The sequence below is a fragment of the Stenotrophomonas sp. NA06056 genome (assembly GCF_013364355.1).
Taxonomy (GTDB): Bacteria; Pseudomonadota; Gammaproteobacteria; order Xanthomonadales; family Xanthomonadaceae; genus Stenotrophomonas.
This window is the reverse complement of the sequence record NZ_CP054931.1, coordinates 615,245-629,472: the sequence shown is the minus strand read 5'-3', so window position 1 is coordinate 629,472 and position 14,228 is coordinate 615,245. Positions and strand designations below refer to the sequence as shown.

The window sequence follows — 14,228 nt, the reverse complement described above, 5'->3', positions numbered from 1 at the left end:
GAAAGCATCCACGCATGGCGTGGATCTACTGGGCTGCCACCTGCCCTGATAGTGCCAACCAAGGTTGGCACCCACCACAGCTTTCTCCAGCCTTACCGCCTACGCGGCTTCCCCGCCGGGCGGAACTGCTGGCCCTTGCCCTTGCGGCCACCGCGCTCCTGCGCGGTCTCGGCCTGGCGCACGGCCAGCTTCGCAGCCGCAGCGGCCACTTCTTCCTTCAGCTTGAAGTAGTTCAACAGCCGGCTTTCTTCGATCTCGCCGGCATCGATCGCGGCGCGTACCGCGCAGCCCGGTTCCTGCTGATGCATGCAGTCGTTGAAGCGGCACTGAGCGGCCAGTGCTTCAATGTCGGCAAAACCGCCCTCGGCCAGCGTCTCTTCGCCGGTCGGCTTCAGTTCGCGCATGCCGGGAGTGTCGATGAGGCACGCGCCCATCGGCAGCGGCATCAGTGCGCGGTGGGTGGTGGTGTGGCGGCCGCGCGAATCGTTGGCACGCACACTGTTGGTCTTCATCCGCTGCTCGCCCAGCAGCGTGTTGGTCAGCGTCGACTTGCCCGCACCGGAAGACCCCACCAGCACCACCGTTCGACCAGGACCCAGCCACGGTTCAAGCACCGCAACACTGTCAGCATCCAGGCCGTTGATCGCGTGCAGGGCGATGCCCTGCATCTCCAGTTCTTCCAGCACCGCCAGCGCGTCTTCGCTGTACTCGGTCTGGTCGGCCTTGGTCAGCACCACCACCGGTTCGGCACCGCCACCGCCCACCAGCAGCAGGTAGCGCTCAATACGGCGCGGATTGAAATCCGCATCCAGCCCACAGACGATGAAGACGGTATCGATGTTGGCCGCGATCACCTGCTGGTGGTAATGCTCACCGGCGGCGCCACGCTTGATCGCGGTACGTCGCGGCAACAGCGCGACGATGCGGATGCCGTCCAGCAGCACCCAGTCGCCAACCGCCGGCCGTTCGTGGCTGGGGAAGCGCGGGCGCTGCCATTCCGGCAACGATTCGGCCTTGATCGACGCCTCCGGGCCATCGGCCACCACATAGTGGGTGCGGTGCTGCTCGATCACCCGCGCCGGTCGGGCCAGCGGGTGTGCGGCCATCGCGGCCTGCCAGTCGGCGTGCTCCGGCGGGCCCGGCCAGGGCCAGCCGATGGTCTGCAGGGCGGTGAAATCGGGGGTCTGGGTCATCGCCGCCATTGTACCCGTGCCCGTGCCCCGCCAGCCCAACAACCGCAGGCCCTGGGGCCTTGCCATGCGCTGCAGCAATTCAGCTACCATGGAACCTCCATGCCTTTTGCCGGCCCACTGCCCATGTCCACCCCCTCGCCCAAACCCCTGGTCATCCGCGAGCGCCTTTCCGAAGTGCGCTACGAAATCCGCGGAGAACTGGCGCGGCGAGCCCGGGAGCTGGAAGCGCAGGGCCACAAGCTGATCAAGCTCAACATCGGCAATCCCGGCGCTTTCGGCTTCCGTGCACCGGAACACCTGCAGCGCGCGATCGCCGATGACATGGGCCGCACCGATCCGTACACCCACCAGCAGGGCCTGCCGGTCGCGCGCGAAGCCATCGCCGCCGCCTACGCCCGCCGTGGTGCGCCCGATGCACACCCGGACCGCGTGTTCGTCGGCAACGGCGTCAGCGAGCTGATCGACCTGTCGCTGCGTGCGCTGCTCAACCCGGGCGACGAAGTGCTGGTGCCGTCGCCGGACTACCCGCTGTGGTCGGCCTCGACCATCCTCAACGACGGCCGCCCGGTGTATTACCGCTGCGCCGCCGAGAATGGCTTCCAGCCGGACCCGAGCGAGATCGAGACGCTGGTGTCCTCGCGCACCCGCGCCATCGTGCTGATCAATCCGAACAACCCCAGCGGCGCCAGCTACCCGCGCGAGCTGCTGGAACGCGTGGTCGAGATCGCGCGCCGCCACAACCTGCTGCTGCTGGTCGATGAGATCTACGACCAGATCCTGTACGACGACGCGGTGTTCCAGCCGGTCGCGCCGCTGGCCGGCGACCACCCGTGCCTGACCTTCAGCGGCCTGAGCAAGGTGCACCGTGCCTGCGGCTGGCGCGTGGGCTGGGCACACCTCAGCGGCGATGACGCACGCCTGGGTGACTTCCGCGCCGCGCTGGACCTGCTGGGCGCGCTGCGCCTGTGCGCCAACGTGCCGGGCCAGTACGCCATCGACGCCGCGGTGAACGGGCCGGACACCATTTCCGAGCTGTGCGCACCGGGTGGCCGGCTGTATGAAACCCGCCGTGCGGTGATCGAAGCCTGCGAGGCCAGCGAGCACCTGTCACTGGTCGCCCCCGCCGGTGCCCTGTACGCGTTCCCGGCCGTGGTCGGTGCTGCCGCAAAGGGCTTCGACGACCACAATTTCGCGCTGGACCTGATGAACAACGACGGTGTGCTGGTGGTCCCGGGATCAAGCTTCAACGTGCCTTACCGCCACCACTTCCGCGTGACCCTGCTGCCGGAGGCATCGGTGATGCGCGAGGTGTTCACCCGTATCGACCGCGCCCTCGCCCGCCGTGCCGAAGACGCAACCAAGGTGGTGCCGTTGAAGCCCCGCCGGTCGGTGGCTTGATCGATGGGCTTGTCGTATCTGGCCTTGGGCGATTCCTACACCATCGGTGAAGCGGTCGCGGTCGAAGGCCGCTGGCCGCACCAGCTCGCCGCCGCCCTGCGCGCACAGGGCATCGATCTGGCCGACCCGCAGACGGTCGCCACCACCGGCTGGACCACCGACGAGCTCGACGCCGGCATCGACGAAGTGGCGCCGAAAGGGCCGTTCGACTTCGTCAGCCTGTTGATCGGCGTCAACAACCAGTACCGCGGACGCCCGCTGGACGAATACCAGCTGCAGTTCCAGGCCTTGCTGCAACGCGCGATCGGCTTTGCCGGTGGCCGCGCCGACCGCGTGCTGGTGCTGTCGTTCCCCGATTGGGGCGCGACCCCGTTCGGCATCCAGAGCGGACGGCATCTGACCCGCATCGGGATCGAAACCGACGAATTCAACGCAGCTGCCAAGGTGATCAGCGCCCAGCAGGGTGTGGCCTTCGTCGACATCACCGATATCAGCCGCGACAACGGCACGGACCCGGCGATGATCGCCGAGGATGGCCTGCACCCGTCCGCAGTGATGTATGCGTTGTGGAGCGCGCGTGCGTTGCCGGTGACTGCAGACCTGCTGAGCAGAACGGACTGACACGATGGATGGCTCGCCACGGAACGGCACGCCCCTGCCCTGTTCGCCGCTTGATGCCGGACAGGCGCGCCTGATCGCCGAGTCCTTCCGGCCGATGCAGGCCTGGGGCAGCCGCCGCGATTACTACTACACCCGCGGCAAGCTGGGCAGCGACCCGCTGTATGACGGCGTATTGCAGCATCTTCCCGACGACGGCCAGCCGGTGCTCGACCTCGGTTGCGGACTGGGCCTGTTCGCGCATGTGCTGCGCCAGCGCGGCCGCCAGCAGGCGTACCTCGGGGTCGACGTGGACAGCGACAAGATCGCGCGTGCGCAGCGTGCCGGCAGCGGCCTGGCCGATGCACGTTTCGACTGTCTGGATGTACAGGCTCCCTTGCCGGTGCATCGCGGGCATGTACTGCTGCTGGATGTGCTGCAGTACCTGGACGAGACGCCACAACTGGATCTGCTGCGGGGGGTGAGCGCGCGGGTCGCGCCCGGTGGCCGCCTGCTGCTGCGCACGCCGCTGGCAACCGGCGACCGCCGCGACCGTACCACGCGGGTGGCTGATCGCCTGGCCTGGCTGGTCGGCTGGATGGGCACGCGACCGCGTCACTACCCCGACCCCCGGGTGCTGCAGACGACATTGGCCGAAGCCGGATTGCAGGTAGCTCCGTTGCGGCCCCTGCATGGGCGCACGCCGTTCAACAGCTGGCTGCTGGTTGCCGAGCGTCCGGGAACGGCGGCCAACGGCTGAGCCCCTCGTGGTGGGCGGCCAGGGTGATCGTGAGATGGCCGGATGGGTGGACTGCACAGGGGGCGCTGCAAGTACGTCCATGCAAGCTCGGTCGCCGCTTGCTCATGCGCGCTGTCCTGCGCACACGAGCAAGACCGGGGTTGGGCGTCCTGCCCAGCCCGCCCGAGGCATGCCTCGGGCCCATGCGGCTCACGCCCCTGTGCCGCCCACCCACCCGGCCACGGACGGTTTACGGGGGCGTCCACCACGGAAGACAAGAGAGAAAAAGCGAAGAGCAAACGCGGGTCGCTTCGCTCTTGCCGCGCTGCGCGCTCGCCGGGCGTCGCCCGGCGCTACCGCAGACGTGTCAGTTGGCCGGCAGTTTGGCTTTCAGACCGCGCTCGTCCAGCGCCTGCAGCACGCGTTCGATGATGGCCAGGTTGTGGCCGTGGGCGGCCCCTTCATGCAGCAGCACGATCGCACCCGGTCGCAGATCCGGCAGCAGGCGCGCCAGCACGCCGTCCGGCGTACAGCCGACGCCGTCGTAGCCGCGAGCACTCCAGCCCACGCGCACCAGGCCCAGCTTCTTCAGCACCGGTGCCACGAACGGGTTGGTCATGCCCACCACCGAGCGGTACCAGCGCACCGGTCGCCCGCTCACCGTCTGCAGCGCCTGCTGGCAACCCTCGATCTCCGCCGCCATCGTGCCCGGACCCAGCCGCCAGAAGCGCGCCTGCGGATGGCTGTGACTGTGATTGCCGAGGTCGTGCCCGCGACGCAGGATCTCTTCTACCAGGGCGGGATGCGCCAATGCGCGCTCGCCGACCAGGAAAAAGGTCGCCTTTGCCTGGTGCCGGTCCAGCAGATCCAGTACCGCCGGCGTCTGTTCACTGGGGCCGTCGTCGATGGTCAGCCAGACGCTGTTGCCGGCATCGGGCAACCGGCTCAGCACCGGCGCGTAGAAGCGGCTGTTGGGCAGGAACACCGGCACCATGAACAGCGCATGGCTTGCCACCATCACCGCCAGCCCCCAGTGCCAGCCCACCAGCGCCCAGATCAGGATCACAGCCAGCTGCGACAGCACCAGCCAAGGTACCCAGCGCCACGGCCGGGTCGGGATGCGATGCAATGTTCCTGCGTTGGTCATTCCCCATGATGCCATGGGGGGTAGAATTGATGATTCGAATTTTTCGGACCCATGACTGCCATGTCCCTCGATCCCGCCCTGCGTTCGCGCATCGAAACCATCCTCAACGACAACCGCGTCGTGCTGTTCATGAAGGGCCAGCCGTCGATGCCGCAGTGCGGTTTCTCGGCCAAGGCCGTGGGTGCCCTGCAGGACCTGGGCGTGGAGTTCGCCCACGTCAACGTGCTGGCCGACGCGGAGATCCGCGAAGGCATCAAGGCCTTTGGCGACTGGCCGACCATCCCGCAGCTGTACATCGACGGCGAACTGGTCGGCGGCAGCGACATCGTGCTGCAGATGGCCGCCAGCGGTGAGCTGAGCAGCGTGCTCGGCCTGGCCGCACCGGACCGCACCCCGCCGCGCATCACCGTCACCCCCGCCGCAGTGGAAATGCTGAAGGGCGCACTGGCCGATTCCCCGGGTGCATCGCTGCAGCTGGGCATCGACGCGCGCTTCCAGCCGAACTTCCAGCTGGCCCCGTACGACGAAGGCGCCATCGCTGCCGAGTCCAACGGCCTGCGCGTGCAGTTCGATCTGGCCAGCGCCCGCCGCGCCGATGGCATCACCATCGACTGGGTCGATGACATCCGTGGCAAGGGCCTGGCCATCGACAACCCGAACGCGCCCAAGCCGGTGCAGGAAATCAGCGTGCGCGATGCTGACGACCTGGTGCGTGCCGGCAACGTGATGCTGGTGGACGTGCGCCCGGCCGAAGAACGTGCCATCGCCGCTGTCGGCGTGCCGTTCAAGAGCTTCGATGGCAACGGCCGCGCCGAGCTGGAAGCCCTGCCCAAGGACACTGCCCTGGCCTTCCTGTGCCACCACGGTGGCCGTAGCGCGCAGGCGGCGGAGCAGTTCCGTACGCTGGGCTTCAGCAAGGTGTTCAACGTCACCGGCGGCATCGACGCCTGGTCGGACGAAGTGGACAACGGCGTGCCGAAGTACTGATCGGCCGCAGTTGATACCCACGAAAAACGCCGGCGCAAGCCGGCGTTTTCCGTTGAATCCATCCACGCATGGCGTGGATCCAGTCCTTCCGGGTTATCCGGCAAACCCGCCTTCGGCCAGGTAATCCAGCTCTTCCGGCGACGGCATGCGGCCGAGCACGGCATTGCGGTGCGGGAACCGGCCGAAGCGGCGGATGATGTCGCGGTGCAGTTCGGCGTATTGCAGGTATTCCTTGTCACCCAGCACGTCGAACATCGCCACCGAGCGGTCCTGGTCCAACGGATCTTCGGAGTGCTCGAACGGCAGGTAGATGAAAGCGCGCAGCTTGGGCACCAGCTGCAGGTCCAGCCCCTCCTCGATCGCACGCATGGCGTAATGCCGGGCCAGGCCATCGGTGGCGTAGGAATGGGCCGTGCCACGGAAGCAGTTGCGCGGGAACTGGTCCAGCAGCAGCATCAGCGCCAGCGCGCCCTCGGCGCTGCCCAGCCAGTGCTCGCGCGCACGCGATGCGGCGGCATGGTGTTCGTCCGCGAACAGCGTACGGAACCGTGCGTCGAACGCATCATCGCGGGCGAACCACCTTTCAGGGCCCGCCTCTTTCCAGAATTCCACCACTTGCGCGGCAACGTCCATCACCTACTCCCCAGGGCCGGCGCACCGCGCCAGGCCATCATCATCATTCGTCGAAGCGCAGGTGGCGGACCGACTTGCCGTTGCGCCGGATAAGCTTAAGCGCCTCGATACCGATCTGGATATGGTTTTCCACGAACTGCGAGCTGACCTTGGCGTCGGACGCCTCGGTCTTCACCCCGTCCGGGATCATCGGCTGGTCTGAAACCAGCAGCAGGGCGCCACTGGGAATGTGGTTGGCGAAGCCGGCAGCGAAGATCGTAGCGGTTTCCATGTCGATGGCCATGCAGCGCATCGCCCGCAGCCGCTCCTTGAAGGCCTCGTCGTGCTCCCAGACCCGACGGTTGGTGGTGTACACGGTGCCGGTCCAGTAATCGTGGCCGAGGTCGCGGATCATGGTCGAAACCGCACGCTGCAGGGCGAAGGCCGGCAAGGCCGGCACTTCCGGCGGCAGGTAGTCGCCCGAGGTGCCTTCGCCGCGGATGGCCGCGATCGGCAGCACCAGGTCGCCCAGCTCGTTCTTGCGCTTCAGTCCCCCGCACTTGCCCAGGAACAGCACCGCCTTGGGCATCACCGCCGACAGCAGATCCATGATGATCGCGGCATTGGGGCTGCCCATGCCGAAGTTGATCATGGTGATGCCGTCGATGGTGGCACTGGCCATGGGCCGGTCCAGGCCGATCACCGGCGCACCGGTCAGCGCGGAGAACGTATGCAGGTACCCCCCGAAGTTGGTCAGCAGGATGTGCTGGCCGAACTGGTCCAGGGGCACGCCGGTGTAGCGCGGCAGCCAGTTGTCGACGATGTCCTGCTTGCTCTTCATGGGCGCTCCGCTGCGGCGTGGGGCCGATATTGTAGGCCCCTGCCTGCCTTGCCACACCTGCTGCGGCAACGAAGAAGGGCGGCCCTGCGGCCGCCCTCCCGGGGATTGCCTTGGGAACCCGATGGCTTAGAAGCGCACCGACCAACGCAGGTTGGCGCCATGGTCACGGCTTTCATCGCCGAACTGGCCGGTGTAGCCCAGTTCCAGCTGCTGGTTGGCGGTCAACCAGGCCGACAGGCCCAGTTCGGCCACCACCGCACTGTCGGCGATCGGGGCGCCGCTGACCGCGAACGCATCGCCGCCGCTGGCAAAGCCCAGCCTGGCCATCGGATTGCGGTCGCCCGAGGCATGGCGGTAGCCCACCCCGCCGCGCACGTGCAGCCAGCTGTCCTGCTGGAACGAAGCCTTCAGGCCCTTGTCGAAGCGCACACCGGCAGTGGCCAGGGTGGTGCGGGCATCGTCGACGTTGCCCTGCAGGGCCGCAGCACCACCGCGCTCGTTGATCGATTCCATGTCCACTTCAACGCGTGCGACCTGCAGGTACGGCTCCAGGCCAGCCTCGCTGCCGCCGAAGCGGTAGCCCGCTTCGACGAAGGCCTGGCGGGTACGCCCGTCATAGCGCGCACTCAACGTATCGCTGTAGCCGGCGAATGCCAGTTCACGGGTGCTGTCCAGGTCATGCTCGCTCCATGCCAGGCCGCCACGCAGGCCGAAACCGCCCCAGTTGTGGCTGGCGTATGCGCCGAAGTGGGTGTTGTCGATCTTCGACTTCGCACGACGGCCGTCCTGCTGCTTCACGTCGGTACGGCCGGTGCCGGCCAGCAGGCCCACCTGCCAGCCGCCGAACTGGCGGTCCACGCCCACCAGCAGGCCGTTGCTGTTGGCCTCGGTGCGGGCCGTATTGGCATTGCCATCCAGCGTGCCATTGCCACCGATTGCCTGCACCCACACACCGGTCGCGGCCGCTTCGTCACCGCCCGGCGAGATCGCACCGGCACGACGCGACAGCGCCGCATCACGCACATAGCGGCTGCTCTCGACCAATGCGATCGAGGTAGCTGCATGCAGCTCGCCGCTGAGGCTGTCCAGCGCTGCGCCCACCTGCTGCGGGAACAGCGTGGTCAGCGGCTTCGGCAGGCCCTGGTTGATCGCCAGGGTATCGGCCACGGCAGCGACCGCACGCTGGTTGTCGGTGGTAGCCGAGCTGACCAGCGAATTGCCGCGGGTCACTTCGATGCGCGCGCCGTTGGCGCCATAGGCCAGGTTGAACTGCATGAAGGGCGAGAATGCGCTGAAGTCGGTAACGGCGAACTGCCCGTTCACGCCGCCATCGGCGCGGATGAAGTTGAACTGCTCACCCAGGTAGTAGAAGCCCGGTTCCGGCAGCGCCACCAGAGTGCCGCCGAGCGTGGCAGTGCCGATGACATGCAGCTGGTCACTTCGGCTGCCCGGTGCCACCTCGGCCTGGTACACGCCCGTCTCGGTCTGCACGTAGTCGCCGTTGATGGTCAGCGTGCCGATCGAATTACCCGGTGCGATGGTGCCCTTGACGATGGTGTAGCCGAGCGTGCCGGTGCCCTTCAACGTGGCGCCCTCTTCCACCGCGGTCATGCCACCGTTCTGGGTACCGTTGAACGACACCACACCGCCGACGATGTCCAGGAGGGTGTGGTCCAGTACGCCCTTGGTGCCTACCCGGGCAGTGCCACCATACATGTAGAAGATGGTGCTGCTCAGCGTGCCGTCCACCTGCAGCGTGCCGGCGCGCATGTCGATGTTGTCCATGCGGACCTTGCCGGTCTCGGTGATGCTGGCAGTACCATCGGTCATGTAGAACTGACGACCATCAACGGTGCCGGCAACCACCAGCTTGCCGCCGGCGAGATCGAGATCCGCGTCGCTTGCCACCGATCCGGCGTTGAGCCAGGCCTCGCCACCTGCAACCGCCAGGCGGGTCGATACCAGCGAACCGTTCAGCACGAATCGGCCGCCGGGCACCCAGACGCTGCCCAGCCTGTTGACGCCATCAAGTTCCAGCACACCCTCGCGCACCACCGCGCCGTTGAAGCTGTTGTCGCCACTCAGGCGCAGCCAGCCGATGCCGCTCTTGGTCAGCGTGCCCGGGCCGCCGATATCGTTGGTCCAATCGTCCCACGCATCGCCTTCCCACACCTTCAGGCCGCCAGCCTTCTGGTTCATCACCACGTTGGTGTTCACGCGCAGCGAGCCGTAACCTTCAATGGCCTTGGCCAGGTTCATCATGCCCCAACCGTAGACGTCATCCACACCGGCCGCACCGAGATCGGTAGCGGTGGTCAGCAGCACATCACGCACCTGCGCGTTGTCCAGGTACGGGAAGCGTTCGAACAGCAGGCCCAGCGCGCCGGTGACATGCGGTGCGGCCATCGAGGTGCCGGACATCGAACCGTAGGCGTGGGTCGGCATGCGCGCGGTCACGTCGAAGGCCACGTCATTGCCGCTGGCGCCGGTCAGGTACACGTTGCCACCGATCTGCGAATCGGCACCGTACACGGTCGAGTCGATATCGGTGCCCGGTGCCGCCAGGCACCAGTTCGCGGCCAGGCCGCAACGCATCGAGCGGTTGCTCAGTTCCAGGTTCTGGTTGACGTTGACCACCGCCAGCCAGTACGGCTCCAGGTCTGTCTGCACGCGCGGCAGCGTGGCATGCACGCCGGCGATCGGTGCGGTTTCCGGCGAAGCATTGGGTGCGGTGGTATTGCCCGCCGCCCACACCTGGATCATGCCGTTGGCGCGCGAACCGTCGCCGATGATCCGGAAGTAATCGTCGTAGGCCGGATTGTTGAAGAAGTTGAGGTTCTGCTCGGCCGCATCGACCGGCTCGCGGGTGAAGCCCCAGCTGTGGTTGATCGCACGCACGTGCTGCGCGTTCATCTGTGCGTACAGGTCGGCGAACACCTCGTCGGAAGGACCGACGCCGCCCAGCGCTCCCTGGCTCAGGGTGCCGTTGTCGTTGTAGATCAGGCTGGCGCTGTTGAAGAACAGCCGCGCCACGCTCAGGTCCGAACCGAAGGCCACGCCATGGGTGCCGCTGCCATCGCGGTTGGCGGCGATGGTGCCGCTGACATGGGTGCCGTGGGTGTTGTAGGAAGCGCCTTCCACATAGTCGTTGGCCGCCAGCAGGTCCAGCTGGGCCTGGGTCAGGCTGCCGTCGAACACCAGCGCATCAATGGCCACCTGGTCGCCGTCACTGCTGAAGCAGGCATCCGGTCCACTCAGCATGGTGGTGTTGGTGCACGCCGATCCATCTGCCAGGCGATCGGCAAGATGGATGCTGCGATGGTTCTTTCCGGCAAATTCCGGATGGTCCAGGCCGGTGCCGCTGTCGAACACGCCCAGGCGGATACCTGCGCCGGTCAACCCACGCGCGTAGGCGGCGTCAGCATTGACGGCCTGCAGGCCCCAGTCGCGGTTGAACTCACTGGTACGCCAACTGGCGCGATCACCCGGCCTGCCCATCACCGGCTGCGGCTCGCCGCTGACCATCGGGGCGATGCCGTTGGCGCTGCGCAGCGATGCCGACACCGGCGCTGCACTCAGGTGCGGGCGTGCCGATGCGGCCTGCAGGCTGCGCTGGTACTGATAGCGGGTCAGTTCGTCTGCGTTGCCCTGTGCCAGGGCCGGCAGTGCCGCGGCCATCAGCAGCGAGCCGACAATGGCCGATGCGAGCGGGGAAGGCAGGAAAGAACGGCGGGAAGCGGTGGAGCGATACGACATTGAAACGGTCATCGGGAGTTACGTCCTTGATTCCATGGATTGTTTCGGGTGCTGCTCCCTCGTGGAGCACTGTGGGAACACCTCTGCGGCGGGTCAGGGCGCGCTCGCCCGCCCTGCGGATATCGGCGGCGCTCACGTCAACTTAATACGTTTTTCACACAGTGACTGTCGGGAATTCCCCCCACCTGCCCCCTGCCCAACGTCACTTGGCAAGGGGCCGTGCTCCCGGCTAGCGTCGATGGGTTGAACACGCTGCCAAGGGGATCTGCATGACATCGACGTTGTTGCGCGCCGGGTTGGGTCTGGCGCTGGTATCACTGAGCACGGCGCCGGCCGTGGGCGCTTCGCGCTTCGTGGCCGATCCCTACCCGAGCACCTACCAGGCGCAACCCGATGGGCCGTTGCTGATCCAGAACGCTACCGTGCTGACCGGCACCGGCCAGCGGCTGGACAATGCCGACGTACTGCTGCGTGATGGCCGCATCGTTGCCGTCGGCGACGCGCTGCAGGTCGATGCCAGCGTTACCCGCATCAATGCCGACGGCAAATGGGTGACCCCGGGCCTGATCGACGTGCATTCGCACCTGGGCGTCTATCCCAGCCCCGGCGTAAGCGCGCACAGCGACGGCAACGAGATGACCGCGCCGGTCACCGCCAACGTCTGGGCCGAGCACTCGGTATGGCCGCAGGACCCCGGTTTCCAGGCGGCACTGGCCGGCGGGGTGACCAGCATGCAGGTACTGCCCGGCTCGGCCAACCTGGTCGGTGGCCGCGGCGTAACGCTGAAGAATGTGCCTGCCACCACCTACCAGGCGATGAAATTCCCTGGCGCACCGTGGGGCCTGAAGATGGCCTGCGGCGAGAACCCCAAGCGCGTCTATGGCGGTGGCAAGGGCGTGGCACCTGCAACGCGGATGGGCAACGTCGCCGGTTACCGCGCGGCCTTCATCGACGCGGCCGACTACATCGCCAAGAACAAACCGAAGCCGGCCAAGCGCAAAGGCTGGTTCGGCAGCGACAAGGGCGACAGTGCCGGTGACGCCGGCGGCAAGCGCGACCTCAAGCTGGACACGCTGGCCGGTGCGATCCAGGGCGATATCCGCGTACACATCCACTGCTATCGCGCCGATGAGATGGCCACCATGCTCGATCTGTCCAAGGAATTCGGCTTCAAGGTGGCCGCCTTCCACCACGGCGTGGAGGCCTACAAGCTGGCCGACCGGCTGGCCGCCGAAGGCGTCTGCGGGGCACTGTGGGCCGACTGGTGGGGCTTCAAGATGGAGGCCTTCGACGGCATTGCCGAGAACATCGCGCTGGTCGACCGTCCCAAGAACAGCTGTGCCATCGTCCACTCCGACTCGCCCGAGGGCATCCAACGCCTGAACCAGGAAGCCGCCAAGGTGATGGCCGCCGCACGCCGCGCGCACATGCCGGAGATCGCACCGGAACGCGCGATCACCTGGATGACCGCCAACGCCGCCAAGGCACTGGGCATCGAGGCACAGACCGGCACGCTGGAGGCAGGAAAGATGGCCGACGTGGTGATCTGGAACGGCAACCCCTTCAGTTCCTACGCACTGGCCGAGCAGGTATTTGTCGACGGCCGCCGCGTGTACGACCGCAGTACGCCACCGGCGGCGCCGCGATCGGATTTCCAACTTGGGCAGGAGCTGCGCTGATGGGCATGTTCAAGGCAATGGCGAAGTCTTCCGCAACGCTCGGCGTTGCAATCGTGGCGCTGGCCTGCATCGCGTCGCCTGCACAGGCGCAGGACCTGCTGGTTCGCGGTGCGACCGTCGCTACCGCCAGCGCACGCGGCAACGTCGAAGACGCCGACGTGCTGGTGCAGGGCGGCATCATCCGCGCGGTGGGTCGCGGCCTGTCCGCGCCGGCCGGCGTGCCGGTGGTCGAGGCCAAGGGCCGCACGCTGACCCCCGCCCTGTTCGGTGGCATCACCGAGATCGGCATCGAGGAAGTGTCCGGCGAATCGAGCACGGTCGACAGCGCGCTGAAGATCGGTGAGCAACCGCTGCGCCCCGAGTTCGACGTGACCCTGGCCTACAACCCCGCTTCGGTGCTGATTCCGGTCGCGCGTCTGGATGGCATCGGCTTCACAGCGCTGGGCGCGGCCACCGGCGGTGGCTTCGTCGCCGGCCAGGGCGGCGTCGTGCGTTTCGATGGCAGTGCCGACCCGATCGGCCCGCGCGCCCTGTTCCTGCGCCTCGGTGCGGCGGCGTCTGAACTGACCGGGCAATCGCGCGCGGCGCAGTGGATGCTGCTGCAGCAGATGGTCGATGAAGCGCGTGGCCAGGTCGCCGCCGACTCGCCGCATGCGCTGCTGACTCCGGCCGGTCGCCGCACGCTGGCCCGCTATCTGTCCGGGCAAGGCCGCATCGTCGTGGAAGTGGACCGCGCGGCCGACATCCGCCAGCTGCTGCGCTGGGCGACCCGCGAGAAGGTGAAGATCGCCATCGCCGGCGGTGCCGAGGCCTGGCAGCTGGCACCGGAACTGGCAGCGGCCAGGGTACCGGTGTTCGTCGACGCGCTGGGCAACCTGCCAACAACCTTCGACCAGATCGGTGCCACCCTGGAGAACGCCGCGCGGTTGCAGCGCGCCGGCGTACCGGTGGCCTTTGCCCAGCGCGACGACGCCTCGCACAACGCGCGCAAGATGCGCCAGCTGGCCGGCAACGCGGTGGCCAATGGCCTGCCCTGGGCCGACGGCCTGGCCGGACTGACCCGGGTGCCGGCCGAGGTGCTGGGCGTGGCCGACCAGATCGGCAGCATCGAGCCGAGCAAGCGCGCCGACCTGGTGCTGTGGGAAGGCGATCCGCTGGATGTGGCGCATTATGCAGAACAGGTCTGGCTGGGCGGTCGCGCAATGCCGATGCGCTCGCGCCAGACCGAACTGCGCGACCGCTACCTGCAGCGCAACGCGCAGCCCTGACCGTTACCAGG

General features: G+C 67.3%; 11 protein-coding genes. 6 read left to right on the top strand and 5 right to left on the bottom strand.

Annotation, left to right across the window (positions count from 1 at the left end):
• Positions 1 to 92 precede the first annotated feature (92 nt).
• Positions 93 to 1,193, bottom strand: coding sequence for a ribosome small subunit-dependent GTPase A (gene rsgA / locus HUT07_RS02820; protein WP_176019644.1), 1,101 nt, complete (start codon positions 1,191 to 1,193; stop codon positions 93 to 95).
• A gap of 123 nt (positions 1,194 to 1,316) precedes the next feature.
• On the opposite strand from rsgA, the gene HUT07_RS02815 reads away from it, so the two are divergent.
• Genes HUT07_RS02815 through HUT07_RS02805 form a run of 3 tightly spaced genes read left to right on the top strand, consistent with a single transcriptional unit; the run spans position 1,317 to position 3,948 of the window.
• On the top strand, positions 1,317 to 2,591 hold the full coding sequence (locus tag HUT07_RS02815) for a pyridoxal phosphate-dependent aminotransferase (RefSeq protein WP_176019643.1): 1,275 nt from the start codon (positions 1,317 to 1,319) through the stop codon (positions 2,589 to 2,591).
• Positions 2,592 to 2,594: 3 nt separating this feature from the next.
• Positions 2,595 to 3,212: an SGNH/GDSL hydrolase family protein gene (locus tag HUT07_RS02810; RefSeq protein WP_176019642.1), complete on the top strand. Its 618-nt coding sequence runs from the start codon at positions 2,595 to 2,597 to the stop codon at positions 3,210 to 3,212.
• Positions 3,213 to 3,216: 4 nt separating this feature from the next.
• Positions 3,217 to 3,948, top strand: coding sequence for a class I SAM-dependent methyltransferase (locus HUT07_RS02805; RefSeq protein ID WP_176019641.1), 732 nt, complete (start codon positions 3,217 to 3,219; stop codon positions 3,946 to 3,948).
• 346 nt (positions 3,949 to 4,294) lie between these two features.
• On the opposite strand, the gene HUT07_RS02800 is transcribed toward HUT07_RS02805, so the two are convergent.
• Positions 4,295 to 5,074 carry a polysaccharide deacetylase family protein gene (locus HUT07_RS02800; protein ID WP_176019640.1) on the bottom strand — a complete coding sequence of 260 codons (780 nt, stop codon included), beginning with the start codon at positions 5,072 to 5,074 and terminating at the stop codon, positions 4,295 to 4,297.
• 60 nt (positions 5,075 to 5,134) lie between these two features.
• Here HUT07_RS02800 and grxD point away from each other — a divergent pair, with 60 nt between their 5' ends.
• Positions 5,135 to 6,061: a Grx4 family monothiol glutaredoxin gene (gene grxD / locus HUT07_RS02795; RefSeq protein ID WP_176019639.1), complete on the top strand. Its 927-nt coding sequence runs from the start codon at positions 5,135 to 5,137 to the stop codon at positions 6,059 to 6,061.
• Positions 6,062 to 6,154: 93 nt separating this feature from the next.
• Here the strand turns inward: grxD and HUT07_RS02790 are convergent, their stop codons facing one another.
• The 3 genes from HUT07_RS02790 to HUT07_RS02780 all read right to left on the bottom strand — a co-directional run bounded on the left by HUT07_RS02790 (position 6,155) and on the right by HUT07_RS02780 (position 11,282).
• Positions 6,155 to 6,694 (bottom strand): DUF924 family protein, encoded by a 540-nt coding sequence (locus HUT07_RS02790; protein ID WP_176019638.1) that lies wholly within the window; start codon positions 6,692 to 6,694, stop codon positions 6,155 to 6,157.
• A gap of 43 nt (positions 6,695 to 6,737) precedes the next feature.
• On the bottom strand, positions 6,738 to 7,514 hold the full coding sequence (locus HUT07_RS02785) for an AMP nucleosidase (RefSeq protein WP_025874105.1): 777 nt from the start codon (positions 7,512 to 7,514) through the stop codon (positions 6,738 to 6,740).
• 126 nt (positions 7,515 to 7,640) lie between these two features.
• Complete coding sequence (locus HUT07_RS02780) at positions 7,641 to 11,282, bottom strand: autotransporter serine protease (protein ID WP_176019637.1); 3,642 nt, start codon at positions 11,280 to 11,282, stop codon at positions 7,641 to 7,643.
• A gap of 257 nt (positions 11,283 to 11,539) precedes the next feature.
• Here HUT07_RS02780 and HUT07_RS02775 point away from each other — a divergent pair, with 257 nt between their 5' ends.
• Together HUT07_RS02775 and HUT07_RS02770 are read left to right on the top strand one after the other, a co-directional pair.
• Entirely contained in the window at positions 11,540 to 12,949 is a 1,410-nt protein-coding gene (locus tag HUT07_RS02775; RefSeq protein ID WP_176019636.1) for an amidohydrolase, read from the top strand.
• On the top strand, positions 12,949 to 14,217 hold the full coding sequence (locus HUT07_RS02770; RefSeq protein WP_176019635.1) for an amidohydrolase family protein: 1,269 nt from the start codon (positions 12,949 to 12,951) through the stop codon (positions 14,215 to 14,217). Before HUT07_RS02775 ends, HUT07_RS02770 begins: the two co-directional genes overlap by 1 nt.
• Positions 14,218 to 14,228 lie beyond the last annotated feature (11 nt).

What these genes read in the sequence shown, in the direction of transcription:
- rsgA (WP_176019644.1), bottom strand. Translation starts at nt 1,193, where the DNA reads ATGACCCAGACCCCCGATTTCACCGCCCTGCAGACCATCGGCTGGCCC.
- HUT07_RS02775 (WP_176019636.1), top strand. Translation starts at nt 11,540, where the DNA reads ATGACATCGACGTTGTTGCGCGCCGGGTTGGGTCTGGCGCTGGTATCA.
- HUT07_RS02815 (WP_176019643.1), top strand. Translation starts at nt 1,317, where the DNA reads ATGTCCACCCCCTCGCCCAAACCCCTGGTCATCCGCGAGCGCCTTTCC.
- HUT07_RS02805 (WP_176019641.1), top strand. Translation starts at nt 3,217, where the DNA reads ATGGATGGCTCGCCACGGAACGGCACGCCCCTGCCCTGTTCGCCGCTT.
- HUT07_RS02790 (WP_176019638.1), bottom strand. Translation starts at nt 6,694, where the DNA reads ATGGACGTTGCCGCGCAAGTGGTGGAATTCTGGAAAGAGGCGGGCCCT.
- HUT07_RS02800 (WP_176019640.1), bottom strand. Translation starts at nt 5,074, where the DNA reads ATGACCAACGCAGGAACATTGCATCGCATCCCGACCCGGCCGTGGCGC.
- HUT07_RS02780 (WP_176019637.1), bottom strand. Translation starts at nt 11,282, where the DNA reads ATGACCGTTTCAATGTCGTATCGCTCCACCGCTTCCCGCCGTTCTTTC.
- grxD (WP_176019639.1), top strand. Translation starts at nt 5,135, where the DNA reads ATGTCCCTCGATCCCGCCCTGCGTTCGCGCATCGAAACCATCCTCAAC.
- HUT07_RS02810 (WP_176019642.1), top strand. Translation starts at nt 2,595, where the DNA reads ATGGGCTTGTCGTATCTGGCCTTGGGCGATTCCTACACCATCGGTGAA.
- HUT07_RS02785 (WP_025874105.1), bottom strand. Translation starts at nt 7,514, where the DNA reads ATGAAGAGCAAGCAGGACATCGTCGACAACTGGCTGCCGCGCTACACC.
- HUT07_RS02770 (WP_176019635.1), top strand. Translation starts at nt 12,949, where the DNA reads ATGGGCATGTTCAAGGCAATGGCGAAGTCTTCCGCAACGCTCGGCGTT.